13 protein-coding genes are annotated in these 12330 nt (G+C 61.5%); 4 read left to right on the top strand and 9 right to left on the bottom strand.

Features of this window, described 5'->3' with window-relative positions; genetic code table 11:
* A partial coding sequence (locus AC2FNJ_RS08975) for a glycine cleavage T C-terminal barrel domain-containing protein (RefSeq protein WP_496763886.1) occupies positions 1 to 480 on the top strand: 480 nt, incomplete at its 5' end.
* An 86-nt stretch (positions 481 to 566) separates the two neighbouring features.
* On the opposite strand, the gene AC2FNJ_RS08970 is transcribed toward AC2FNJ_RS08975, so the two are convergent.
* The 6 genes from AC2FNJ_RS08970 to AC2FNJ_RS08945 all read right to left on the bottom strand — a co-directional run bounded on the left by AC2FNJ_RS08970 (position 567) and on the right by AC2FNJ_RS08945 (position 5557).
* The gene (locus AC2FNJ_RS08970; protein WP_496763885.1) at positions 567 to 884 is read right to left on the bottom strand and encodes a DUF3775 domain-containing protein; all 318 of its coding nucleotides are present in this window, start codon (positions 882 to 884) and stop codon (positions 567 to 569) included.
* Between the two features lie 68 nt (positions 885 to 952).
* Positions 953 to 1684 carry an SDR family NAD(P)-dependent oxidoreductase gene (locus tag AC2FNJ_RS08965; protein WP_496763884.1) on the bottom strand — a complete coding sequence of 244 codons (732 nt, stop codon included), beginning with the start codon at positions 1682 to 1684 and terminating at the stop codon, positions 953 to 955.
* Complete coding sequence (locus tag AC2FNJ_RS08960) at positions 1681 to 2256, bottom strand: DUF3833 domain-containing protein (RefSeq protein WP_496763883.1); 576 nt, start codon at positions 2254 to 2256, stop codon at positions 1681 to 1683. The genes AC2FNJ_RS08965 and AC2FNJ_RS08960 overlap by 4 nt, the downstream gene beginning before the upstream one ends.
* 3 nt (positions 2257 to 2259) lie before the next feature.
* The gene (locus tag AC2FNJ_RS08955) at positions 2260 to 3507 is read right to left on the bottom strand and encodes an MFS transporter (RefSeq protein ID WP_496763882.1); all 1248 of its coding nucleotides are present in this window, start codon (positions 3505 to 3507) and stop codon (positions 2260 to 2262) included.
* The gene (locus AC2FNJ_RS08950) at positions 3504 to 4262 is read right to left on the bottom strand and encodes a DUF1365 domain-containing protein (protein WP_496763881.1); all 759 of its coding nucleotides are present in this window, start codon (positions 4260 to 4262) and stop codon (positions 3504 to 3506) included. The genes AC2FNJ_RS08955 and AC2FNJ_RS08950 overlap by 4 nt, the downstream gene beginning before the upstream one ends.
* Positions 4259 to 5557 (bottom strand): NAD(P)/FAD-dependent oxidoreductase, encoded by a 1299-nt coding sequence (locus AC2FNJ_RS08945; protein ID WP_496763880.1) that lies wholly within the window; start codon positions 5555 to 5557, stop codon positions 4259 to 4261. Before AC2FNJ_RS08945 ends, AC2FNJ_RS08950 begins: the two co-directional genes overlap by 4 nt.
* Positions 5558 to 5666: 109 nt before the next feature.
* Between AC2FNJ_RS08945 and AC2FNJ_RS08940 the strand changes: the two genes are divergently transcribed.
* The 3 genes from AC2FNJ_RS08940 (at position 5667) to AC2FNJ_RS08930 (ending at position 7457) form a co-directional block, all read left to right on the top strand.
* Positions 5667 to 6326 carry a sigma-70 family RNA polymerase sigma factor gene (locus AC2FNJ_RS08940; RefSeq protein ID WP_496763879.1) on the top strand — a complete coding sequence of 220 codons (660 nt, stop codon included), beginning with the start codon at positions 5667 to 5669 and terminating at the stop codon, positions 6324 to 6326.
* A 7-nt stretch (positions 6327 to 6333) separates the two neighbouring features.
* Positions 6334 to 6984 (top strand): ChrR family anti-sigma-E factor, encoded by a 651-nt coding sequence (locus AC2FNJ_RS08935; RefSeq protein ID WP_496763878.1) that lies wholly within the window; start codon positions 6334 to 6336, stop codon positions 6982 to 6984.
* 68 nt (positions 6985 to 7052) lie between these two features.
* Positions 7053 to 7457 carry a hypothetical protein gene (locus AC2FNJ_RS08930; RefSeq protein WP_496763877.1) on the top strand — a complete coding sequence of 135 codons (405 nt, stop codon included), beginning with the start codon at positions 7053 to 7055 and terminating at the stop codon, positions 7455 to 7457.
* A 137-nt stretch (positions 7458 to 7594) separates the two neighbouring features.
* Here the strand turns inward: AC2FNJ_RS08930 and AC2FNJ_RS08925 are convergent, their stop codons facing one another.
* The 3 genes from AC2FNJ_RS08925 to mutL are packed head-to-tail and all read right to left on the bottom strand — an operon-like array spanning position 7595 to position 12108.
* A complete protein-coding gene (locus AC2FNJ_RS08925) occupies positions 7595 to 8935 on the bottom strand; it encodes an adenylate/guanylate cyclase domain-containing protein (RefSeq protein ID WP_496763876.1) in 1341 nt (446 codons plus the stop codon).
* A gap of 4 nt (positions 8936 to 8939) precedes the next feature.
* Positions 8940 to 10184, bottom strand: coding sequence for a DNA recombination protein RmuC (locus AC2FNJ_RS08920; protein WP_496763875.1), 1245 nt, complete (start codon positions 10182 to 10184; stop codon positions 8940 to 8942).
* 55 nt (positions 10185 to 10239) lie between these two features.
* A complete protein-coding gene (mutL, locus tag AC2FNJ_RS08915) occupies positions 10240 to 12108 on the bottom strand; it encodes a DNA mismatch repair endonuclease MutL (protein WP_496763874.1) in 1869 nt (622 codons plus the stop codon).
* Positions 12109 to 12330 lie beyond the last annotated feature (222 nt).

Below are 12330 nucleotides of genomic sequence, written 5' to 3'. Positions count from 1 at the left end.
GGTCAGGACATGGGCCTGAAACTCTGTGGTATGCACATGATGGACAGTTGCCGCATCGAAAAGGCGTTCCGCCACTTCGGGCATGACATCACATGCGAGGACAACGTGATCGACGCGGGGCTTGGCTTTGCGGTGGATCTGTCCAAGCCTGACTTCATCGGCAAGGCCGCCGTTGCCAAGCGCAAGGAAAGCGGACCGGAATACCGCATGGTTCAGTTCAGATTGTCTGATCCCGAGCCTCTGCTGTTCCACAATGAACCGATCATACGGGATGGCGAATATGTGGGCTATCTCAGCTCCGGCAACTACGGGCACCACCTCGGCGCAGCCATCGGTATGGGATATGTTCCGTGCCAAGGCCAAACGGCGGCGGATGTCCTGGGTTCGACCTATGAGATCGACGTCTGTGGCACGAAGGTCAGGGCCGAAGCATCCCTGAAGCCGATGTACGATCCTTCGTCCGAGCGTGTCAGGGCTTGAGTCCCCGAAACGGGTAGGCTCAGGCCCGGCGTTGAACGCAAAAGCCGACGCAAGCGCCGGCTTTCAAACCGACGATGTGCCGGTGCCTACATCAGGTCGTTCTCGACGTCTTCGGCAGAGATTCCCAGCGCGTCGAGGCCATTCTCAAGATGGTCGGACAGATGCGGGGTGCCGATCAGATAGTCGGCGCATGGGGTCGAGGCTTCGGCCCGTGCGGTGGCGATGGCCTCCTGCAGGTCTTCGGCAAAGAAGCTTTCCCGACCGATCCACATGATCGCGACGAGTTCGGCCTGTTCGTCCTCGCTCATCCTGTCGATGAAAGCGCGCAACTCGCCTTCGGCGCGTTCCAGTTCCCGGCCCATCAGGGCCACCTGCGCCACCTTCCGCGGTGAAATCTCAAGCATCTCCCAAACTCCTCTGTCCGCTCATTCAAGCCCATCACAATCAGGCCCGCGGCCAAGCGTCCTTGATCTTAAGCAAACAAGCGGTAGTAGAGCCAGTCCGGCAATACCTGCGAAGCACGGAACAGCCAGGAAAAGCCGGTCGGGAAGTTGCACTTGAATCGGTGCGAGTTCATATGCGCGAACATCCTTCGCGCAGCGTCTTCGGGTTCCATGATGAAAGGCATGTCGAAATCGTTCTTCTCGGTCAGCCGGGTCCGAATGAACCCCGGATTGACCAACTGAACATCGACCCCGCTGTGTCTGAGATCGGCATGCATACACTCGGCCAGAGACATGCAGCCGGCCTTGGATGCGGCATAGCCGATGGCGCCGGGCAATCCCCGGAACCCCGACAGCGATCCGGTGATCACGACATGTCCCGAATTTCGCGAGACCATGCCGGGTACACAGGCGCCAAGCACCCGAACGAGGCCGGTGAAGTTGACATCCGCCATGGCGGTGGCCTGCGCTTGGTTCCAGTCCTGCGCCAGGAGCGGCCAATATAGCCCGGCCAGGTACACAACCCCGTCAACCTCTCCCAACTCCCGGCCCGCGACCCTCACGCTTTCATCGTCGGCCACGTCCATCGGCAAAACGGTGCACGGCCCCGGAAGGTTCTTTGCAACGTCTTTCAGTCTGGATTCAGATCGAGCGGACAGTATCAGATGCGCACCGGCCGGACTCATTACCCGTGCGAGCGCGGCCCCCAGCCCCTCGCTTGCTCCGACCAGCCAGTAGCGTTTGCCCGCCCATTGCCTCATGCCGCCCGATGGTCCCGTTTGGTCGGGCGCATCACGGCGACGAGTTCGGCGACCTTGATCCCGAACTTGCGGAACTGCGAGCGGTTCATGATGACATTTCCGGGCGTCAGATACATCCAGTCCACCACGTCGAGCACATGGCTGCCGGCGCTTTCCGGCAGACGAATCCGATACTTCAGCTGCACTGCCGAACCCATCTGCTGGCCACGGCCCGTACCGATGACATCGCTCGCATCGGCCTCGATTCGCCCGTCATTGCCGAGTTTCAGGTGCCATTTGCGGTCCTGCGTGTTACCGGTGTCATAGATGAAATGTTCGGTCATGGTGCCGACATTTCCGCGCCATTCGGCATGGAAGTCGCCTGAAAACCGCGAGGAAACCCGCCCGACCGGGCCGTAAATCACGCCTTCGCAGGAAATCGGGCCATTCAGGTGTGTACGCAGGTCGAACTGCGGTTGGGAACCGGCATAGTGCTCGGGTTTTTGACCGGAGAATCCTAGAAAACGCTGCGCGGTCATGCCCGCGCCCAAGACGGTGGCGCCGCCGAACAGTGCAAATACAAGTGGGTCCATGGGTCAGATTTCCTTCAGATCGGTTGTCGCCAGCAGGACAAGGGCGACGGCTTTCAGGACGCATGGCAACGCGGCATAGAACAGCGTCAAGAGCGCCAGCGCCTGAGGTGGGTTTTGGGTTCCGGCGGCAAACCCTGCCGCGTCCAGCGCGGGCAGAAGTATCGCCGCCGCAACGGCGAGGGTGAGTTTCGACATGAACGACCACAACCCGAATCCTTCGGATGCGGACGGGTTGATGCGGGCCATACGGGCAGCGAACAAGGCAGGCAAAAGGGTCATGTCAGCGCCCAAGGCCGCGCCGGAGGCCATGCAGATCAAGGCAAATGGCACCACGTCGCCATCGCCCAAACCAAGCGCCCATGCGAAGGCAGAGATCGACATCACCATTGCGATGATCAGGACACGTTTCGTTCCATGGCGTTCGGCCAGCTTGCTCCAGACCGGTGCGGCCAGGGCGGCCGAAAGAAAGAACAGGAGCAGCAGCATGCCTTCCGCGCCAGCCGCGCCCAGGCGGCTTTCCACGAAAAACAGAAAAAGCGTTGATGACACCGCGACCGGAGCCGCGTTCAGAAAGGCGATTGTCAGCAGACGGCGCGACACCCGGTCGTTCAGGATTGGAGCGAACCCGATGGATGCCGGCGGGTGTCCTCCGCGCCACTCCGCGTTCATTGCAATCAAGGCAAGAATGGCCACAAAGGCGAAGATCAGAGCGAAGGCGGCAAAAGGTTCCGACGCGACCTGAAAAAGCACCACCGGAGCCACGGCGGTCAGGCAAATGCCCGCCAGGGCGCCGGTCTCGCGCCATCGCGCGACCTGCAAATGCCCCCCGGTGCCGATGTCATCGGCCTTCGATACCCCTTGGGCATAAAAACAGATCGTCAGATAGCTGAAGGACGAGAACACCAGCGTCAACATGAGGGCGAACCACAGGATCGGAGCAGTCGGAGGCGCGACCAGGAACAGCCCCAGCATACCCACGACAAGGATCGCGACGGCGACCGCCACGGTGAATGCGCGTTGGGATTTGGTGCGTTCGGCCAGCCGGCCCAGCAGTGGATCCTGAACCACGTCCAGCAATCGCAGCCCGAACAGGACGCCGCCAAGCGCGGCAAGGCTGACGCCATATTCATCGACATAGAATTTCGGAGCGTGAATATACAGCGGCAGGCCGGCAGCGGCGAGCATGGCGGCAAAACCGGCATAGGCCGAAAGGCGTCGCCCCGAGCTGATATGCGCCACGGTCACTGTCATCCCCTGCTCACATGCGGTTTGTTCGGTGTAGGTTCCGGGCGGAACCCGGCGCCTTTGATCCAGAGTTTCAGCGCCTGCCAATGAATCAAGGCCAGGACTCTGCGCGCCCCGAATGGCCGTCGCATCAGCGACCAAAGGATCGCGCGGTTGGTCAGGTTCTGGCGACGGCCGGTCAGGGTCGCGATGAGGCCGCCGCGCTCTCGCCCATAGTCGATCCAGACGCCCACACGGTCGTCGCGCAGGTCGAAACGAAAGGTGTAATCGCCGTCGCGCGGCTGAAACGGCGAGACATGCAGCAGCTTTCTTGCCCTGAGGCGATCGGTCGGGCGGATCGGACTCAGCCCGACATTGTGGCAGATGTAGCTGTGCCTGGTGCCGTAAGTATTCGTGACTTCGGCAACGACGGCAAAAAGCGCCTCTTCGGTATCGAAACAGAACCAGAAGCTTACCGGGTTGAAGACGTGACCCAGGACACGCGGCTGTGTCAGCAACTCGATCCGGGCAGGTTGCGGCAACTGGAACTCCGAAAAGACCTGTCGCAGCCACGTTGCGCCGCTTCCCTCGCCTGGTTCGCCGCCATGGTCCCGATCGCGGACGCTCATCACGTTCGCGCGGTTGCGCGAAAAGAGCCGCGGGGCCCGCTGGATGGCTTCGGGATCAAGCAGCACGTAGTCCACCGAATAACGAAAGGCGTTCGCAATCTGCCCCTTTCGCCCGTGGAACGTGTGGGCCGGTATGTGTTCGATCCCGTTCATTCCGCCGCGACCTGAAGCGTGCCCGCGCGGTTCATGGCTTCGACCACGCTCACCGCACTGGCCAATCCGTCTTCGTGAAATCCGTTGCGCATCCACGCCCCGCAGAACCAGGTCGCATTGGCCCCATTGAAACCCGCGATTTCTTCCTGCGCCTTCAGCGCCGCCAGGTCAAAAACGGGATGACGGAACACCGCCTCGTCATAGATCAAGTCCTCGCGGATACGGCGGCGAGAGTTCAGGGTCACGAACATCGGATCATCATGCGGGATCGGCTGCAAGGAGTTCATCCAATAGGTGATGTCGATCCGGCTGGAATTGGGTGTCGCGTCCTCGGTATGGACCCAGCTTGCCCAGCACTTGCGGCGCTTTGGCATCAGCGAAGGGTCGGCGTGCAGCACGACATCGTTCGCCTGATACCGGATTGCGCTCAGGGTTGCGCGTTCCCGCGGCGACGGATCGGACAGCAGCGCCAGAGTATCGTCCGAGTGGGTGGCGAACACCACCTCGTCGAATTGCTCCCATTCGCCGCCCACGGCCTTGACCTGCGGTCCCAATGGTGTTCGCCGAACACCGCGAATCGGGATTCCGCAACGGATTTCGACGCCCTTGCGACACATCGCGGCCTCGAGTCGTCGGACGTATTCCACCGATCCGCCCTTGACCGTGTACCACTGGTGCTCGCGCCAGCTGTCCAGCAGCAGATGGTTTTCGAAGAACCGGATCATGGCATGCGCCGGGAACTCCTGAATCTTTTCCTTGGGGGTTGACCAGATCGCACCCGAAAACGGTTCAAGGTAATAGGAGCGAAACCATGTTCCCATCTTCAGGCGGTCCAAAAGATCGCCCACGGTCAGCGAACGGTCATTCGAGTACCGGATGGCGCGCGCATTGAAGCGAAACAGATCGCGGACCATGCGCAGAAAGCTGGGCTGCAACAGGTTGCGCCGTTGAGCGAACAAGGCGTCTGCCCCATGCAGCGCATATTCCACGGCCCCGCCGCGTGCCGACACGCCGAATGTCATCTTGCTTTCGGTGATCGGCACATCGAGGCGATCGAACAATTGCACGAGATTGGGATATGTCACCTTGTTGAAGACGATGAATCCGGTGTCGACCGGTTGATCGCCGTTCTTACCTGCCAGTTTGGTTCGGGCATGCCCGCCCAGCCGCGGTTCGGCCTCGAAAAGTGTGACACGATGTTGATCGGCCAGCAGATTGGCCGCCCCCATCCCGGATATTCCACCACCGATGACCGCGATTTTCCGCGTCGCCCCAGCACCTTGTTCAAAAGGCATCCGTATCTCCGATTGAAGTTTTTCCAAAGATACGGCGGCGAATGACAATTGGATGAGAAAAAAATCGCACGGGGCTGATCCATCTTTGGACGCGATGCGTAAACTGATTATGTTTGATGAAACCGACACCGCATTTGCAGATGGCGCCGTGACGACTGTGCCGAACCAATTCGGTCGTCGAGAGAGGAAGAAGCTGACCGGAAGGAAACCGGTGAATACGACACGGGACGGGTGTAGATCGCAGGGCGAGTGGATTGCCCATATCCGGCGGATTCATGAAGCGCAGGATCAATCGGCTTTCGCCGAGCTGTTTGCGCACTTTGCGCCGCGGGTGAAGGCATTTCTGATCCGCTCAGGCTCGGATCCCGCCATGGCCGAAGAGTGCGCGCAGGAAGTCATGGCCACGCTCTGGCACAAGTCCCATATGTTCGATCCCAGCCGCGCTACCGTCGCAACTTGGGTGTTCACCATCGCGAGGAACAAACGCATCGATCTGTTGCGAAAGCAGCGTCGGCCGGAACCCGAGGAACTGACCTGGGGTCCAGAGGCGGAACCGGAACAGGATCAGGTCGTTGCGTTGCAACAGGAAACCGCGCGATTGCGCAGTGCCATGAAGGCGCTGCCGAAAGCGCAAAGGGAGTTGATCGAAAAGGCATATTTCGGGGATCTGAGCCATCGCGAGATCGCCGCTCAAACCGGATTGCCGCTTGGAACGATCAAGTCCCGGATCAGACTGGCGCTGGATCGCCTGCGCCATCAGATGAAATGAGACGACGATGACAGACAAGATCAGACACCACCTGACCGAAGACCTGCTGATGGCCTATTCGGCGGGCACACTTCCCGAGGCGTTCAACCTGATGGTGGCAACGCACCTTTCGCTGTGCGATCACTGCCGTGCCCAGGCCGAGGCGTTTGACGCGGTCGGCGGCGCGATCATTGCCGAACAGGACGAGGCCGTTCCGCTGGCGGACGACGCTCTGTCCGCGACCTTGGCGCTGATCCAGAAAGGTCAGGGCGACCGCAAATCCACCGACAGAAAATGTGACGTTCTTCCGACGCCCCTGCAGGACTATGTCGGCGGAACCGTCAAGGATATCCGTTGGAAGCCGATCGGAATGGGCGTAAAGCAAGCCATTTTGCCGACATCCAACGCGGCTTCGGCCCGGCTACTCTTCATTCCAGCAGGATGCGCGGTGCCGGATCACGGTCATCGGGGAATGGAATTGACGATGGTCTTGCAAGGGGCGTTTTCCGACGAAGTGGATCGTTTCGCCCGCGGCGATGTGGAGATTGCCGATGAAGACCTGGAACACACGCCTGTGGCCGATGTCGGCGAAGACTGCATCTGCCTGGCCGTGACGGACGCGCCGCTGCGGTTCAACAGCCTGATCCCCCGCCTGGTCCAGCCTTTCCTGCGTATCTGAGCGCAGACTGTGCTATGGATATGTCGCAAAGTTAAGAAACCGCCGCTCGAACCAAAAAGGGGATTTAAATGAAGCGTTTCGTTACTTCGATCGTCGCGGCCCTTTCAATCGGTGTGCCCGCTTGGGCGCAGATGTCGGCCGATGTGCACTTCCAGCAGGGCAACTATGGCACCATGGTCAGCGGTACAATCACGGGTGACGAATATTTCGACTACAAGCTTGGCGCGCAGGCCGGACAGAAGATGTTCGTGGAATTGGCCGTCGCGGACACAAACGGAAACGGTACAGCGTATTTCAACATCCTGCCGCCGGGCAGCGACGGGGTGGCGATCTACAACAGTTCGATAAACGGGAACAGCACCACGGTCGATCTGCCGGAGTCCGGCGACTACACGATCCGCGTCTATCTAATGGGAAACGACCGGGATACCGGCAAGACGGTCGGTTACAACGTGGATCTGTCGATCCAATAAAAGAGCGCGGTTCCAGCACTTTCAGAACGTCCGCCCTGCCTGGAGCCGATCGCTGGGCAGCGCGAGGGTTTTAGTGATCGGGCGCAACGGCCACACGTGGTCAATCCGGCCCGGCGCAACGGCTCGGATGCTCTTAATCAAGCACCGGACTCCGCGTTGACCGTCGAGCCAGAATACCGGGTGTCTCCGGGCGGCAGTCCGGCCAGCGACAGCTTGCCTTCGCGCCCGCGCACGGCAACCGGTTCCAGCATCTCCATGCCCCAGTTTTGCGGAGTCGTCTTCGCTGCAGCTATCAAGTCACGCGACGCGATCAGGTCCAGACCCAGATCGCGGGTCAGGCTCTCCAACCTGGCGGCGATGTTTACGGCGTCACCAAAGACCGAATATTCCAGGCGATCGCTGTCTCCGACAACCCCGCTAAAGACCTCGCCCCAGTGCAGACCGATACCGACCCGAACCGGTGCGTGCCCTTGCGATCGGCGATCCTGCGACCAGTTCGAAATCTCCTCGCGCAGGGCCACTCCGCAGCGCAGGCACCTTTCAGCGGCGCCCTGACCGGAGAAGACGATCAACACGGCGTCCCCCATGAACTTGTCGATGATGCCGCCGGTTTCGCGCGCCACCGCGGATACTCTGCGCCGGTACTCGGACACGAACCGGGAAACCGCCTGCGGCGGCATTTCCTGTGTCATGCCCGTGAAGCCGCGGATGTCGATGAAGAGCAAGCCCGCATCCTGACGCGTTCCCCTCTGCATTGCGGCCAATCCAGCTTCGCCGAGGTCATCCGCCAGTTGCGCGGGCAGGTACCGGGTCAGATTGGCGCGGCGGTTGGCTTCGTCGATGGAGCGCATCAGCAAGACCCGCGTGCGCGCTGCCGCCACGGCCAGGACGGCACCGGCGACCGCGATCATGGTCAGGCGCATCATGTTGGGCGGGGGTGCAAAAAATGGTGTAATCCGTTCAAGAACGCTTGCCTGAACCGGCCATTCGCCAATCTGCGATGCGATCAACCAACCCAGCCCCGCAACAAGGCAAACAGTCATTGCCCACAATACGCGCGGGTCCACTCGAAGCGCCCCGAAAGCTAGGACCAGTGGCACCAGCCAGGCCGAAGGGTAGGCCAGCGTGACGGCCGATCCGGCGCCGACATTGCCAACGCTCATCCACAGACCGGACAGCACGAACAGACAATCGCCGGCGGCGACCGGCCAAACCATCCAGGTCCGATAATGTCGGCTGCGCGCCACTAGCCAGCCAAACAAACCCAACAGAAAATACCCGGCCATTCCGATCGCGGCATAGACCCACTGCTTCCACAGAACCGCGTCGGCAGACTCGGCTTGCGGGCCGACCACCAGCAGGAAGGTGAGGCCCAGGCCCGCGGCAACGGCCATGCGCAACAGACCCGCCAGACGCTCGGCACGTTTCTCGGCATCGAAAAGCAGCGGGGCGGCGGCGTCTGCCATCGTGGCGCGCATCGGACTAACCTTGGCGGTCGGGTTTCGTAAGTGATACGATTTGCCCCGTTTCTTCCGGCGCCAATTCCTCGAAATCGAAATGGTCCAGCCGCTGGGCGCGGCGCCCGGCCTTGTCGGCGCTGATCTTGATCTCGGCAATATCCTTGGCCGCCTGTCCGAAATGGCGGTCCAGGTTCGAGACCCTTTCGCCCAACCGCTCCACATCCTTGTGCAGCAAACCCAGTTCGCGCCGTATGGCGCCAGCCTGTTCGCGCATCCGCGCATCCTTGAGGATCGCCCGCATCGTGTTCAGCGTCGCCATGCAGGTGGTCGGAGACACGATCCAGACTCTGGCCGCGAAACCTTCGCGCACGATTTCCGCGAAATTGGCGTGCAATTCGGCGTAAACCGCTTCGGACGGTAGAAACAGAAGCGCGCCGTCCGCGGTTTCGCCTTCGACGATGTATTTTTCGGAAATCGCCCTGATATGCGTCCGCAGGGCGGATTTCATCATCCGCGCCGCCTCCTGCATCTGCGCCTGTGTTTCCGCGCGGCGCAACGCCTCATAGGATTCCAGCGGGAACTTGCTGTCGATCACGATCGGGCCGGGCGGATTCGGAAGATGGATCAGGCAGTCCGCGCGCTTGCCGTTGGCCAGCGTTGCCTGAAGCGTGTAGCTGTCCGACGGCAGGGCCTTGGAAACGATGTCGTTCAACTGAATCTCTCCGAACGCGCCCCGTGTCTGCTTGTTCGACAGGATGTCCTGCAGGCTCAGCACGTCACCCGACAACTTGGTGATGTTGTCCTGTGCCTTGTCGATGGCGGCCAGCCGTTCCTGCAACTGAGTCAGCGATGTAGCGGTCTGCTTGGACGTTCCGTGCAGGGTTTCCTTCATCCGCTCCTGCATCTCGGCCAGCGCGCGGGCCGATTTCATGGCGTTGTCGGCCAGCCGGTCGTTCATGTGCTGCTGCACTGCAGACAGTCGCGACTCGACCGTCTGAACCATCTGCACCTGTGCATTCGCCTGCGTGTCCGAAACGTGCTGAAGACCGCCGCGCAGCTGTTCCTGCCCAAGGCCCAGCTGCTGAACGTTCTGAGCCAGAACGGCCATTTGCCGTGACAGGGGTTCCGCCATACGCGCCGAGCGATTTGCGGCGCGCAGCGCGAGAAACAGAAGCAACAGGATCGAGAACGCCAGCACCACACCAGCCAAGGCGGCCAACAGCCGAGGATCCTCGAGGGAATACACATTGCCTGCCAATTCGATCATCACGGTCGTTTTGTTCTCGTTTTGTTTTCTGTTCTATCGCTATCCGAACGCCGGATCAACTGCGCCCGAACAGACGCTCGATATCTGCGAGCTTCAGTTCCACATAAGTCGGGCGTCCGTGGTTGCATTGGCCCGAATGGGGTGTTGTCTCCATTTCCCGCAGCAGGGCGTTCATCTCGTCGGCATGCATCCGGCGCCCCGAGCGGACCGACCCATGGCAGGCCACGCGGCTGAGGATCGCGTCGATCCGTGCGCGCACCGTCTGGCTTTCGTCCTGATCCGAAAGTTCGTCCAATATGTCCAGGATCATGGCCCGGGCGTCGACCTCGCCCAGAATGGCCGGCGTTTCACGCACCGCGATGGCATTGCCGCCAAAGGGCTCGATGGTGAGGCCCAGCCTGGAAAGATCGTCGGCCATTTCGAGCAGCCGGGCACAGTCGCCGTCGGAAAGCTCTACGATCTCGGGGATCAGCAATGCTTGCGCGGCCACGCCGGTGTCGGACAACTGGCGTTTGAGTTTTTCGTAGACCAACCGCTCGTGCGCGGCGTGCTGATCGACGATGACCATGCCGTCCGTGGTTTGCGCGATGATGTAGTTCTGGTGCACCTGCGCGCGCGCGGCACCAAGCGGATAGTCCTCGGGTTTCGCTTCAGCCGGTGCCGGCTCATCGCCCGGCAGGGGGCGCACGGTATCTACAACCTGACCGCTGAAATGACCCGAAAGCTCGGCGAAGCCCGGCGCTTGTGCCTGATACGCGGTCTGACGCGCACCGGCCGACGGTCGGTCCATCTGGTAGACGCGCGCCGGACGCGCATCCGGTGCCGCGGGCCGCAAGGCGCCCAGCGTCGCACTGGCCACGGTAGACGATGCGCGATGCCCTGCCTCGGCCAGCGCATGGCGCAGGGCCGAAACGATCAGGCCGCGTGCAATGCCCGGATCACGAAAGCGCACTTCGGACTTGGCGGGGTGGACGTTCACGTCGACCAGGGTCGGATCGCAGTCCAGAAACAGAGCCGCGGCCGGGTGCCGGTCTCGGCTGAGAAAGTCGAAATAGGCGGCGCGCAGTGCGCCGGTCAGCATCTTGTCCCGGACAGGACGGCCATTGACAAAGACGTATTGCGCAACCGCGGCTCCGCGCGAATAGGTGGGCAGCGCGGCATAGCCAAACAGCCGGATGCCATCACGGGTGGCGTCGATCTTCAGGGCATTTTCGGCGAACTCGCGGCCTAGGATACGGCCCAGCCGCGTGTGCAGCGCATCGAAAAGGTCGCCGTTTTCCCGATCGGCCCGGAACACGAAACGGCCTTCGCCCCCGCCGGAAGTGTCGCGCAGCGTGAACGTGATCGCGGGTTCCGCCATGGCGAGCCGTTTGACCGTGTCGGCGATGGCCTGCGCCTCGGCCCGGTCCGTGCGCATGAATTTCAGCCGGGCCGGCGTGGCATGAAACAGATCGCGGAGTTCGACGACCGTTCCGGCGCGCAGCGCCGCGGGTTTGACAGGCTCCATCTTGCCGCCCGAAACGCGGATCGAGGCCGCCTCGGCTCCGTGCACACGGCTGGTGATCGTCAGGCGGCCCACGGCGCCCAGTGAAGGCAGCGCTTCGCCACGAAACCCGAAAGTCCGGATGTTCAGCAGGTCCGACCCGTCGATCTTGGATGTCGCGTGGCGTGCCAGTGCCAGCGGCAGATCCGGCGCGGCGATCCCGCAGCCATCGTCGGCGACCCGGATCAGGGTCTTGCCGCCATCAGCCATGTCGATCGCGATTCTCGTGGCGCCCGCGTCGATCGCGTTCTCGACCAGTTCCTTGACTGCCGAAGCCGGACGCTCGACCACTTCGCCCGCCGCGATACGGTTGATCGCAGCCTCATCGAGTTGGCGGATTATTGGCCGGTCTTCGCTGATATTGGGGTTTGGGCGTGCCATACCCCTATACCTAGCATGTGAGCAGACGATTCTGCCACCGGTTTCCTTGCCGGGAACGAACGCGCCCGGCTGTCGCAATTCGCTGTCGTCAATGCTTGCGACGATACCGAACGCGGGCCAGGCCGGGCGCGTATTGTGAGTGGTGGGTGAACTGTCGTCCCCTTCCGATGACCGGACATCATCACAGAATTTTCATAAAGACAGCTTAACAAATTCCGGTGC

This window comes from Ruegeria sp. BHSB196 (assembly GCF_059613135.1).
Note: the sequence above shows the minus strand (reverse complement) of the source record. Positions and strands in the feature narration are given on the sequence as shown.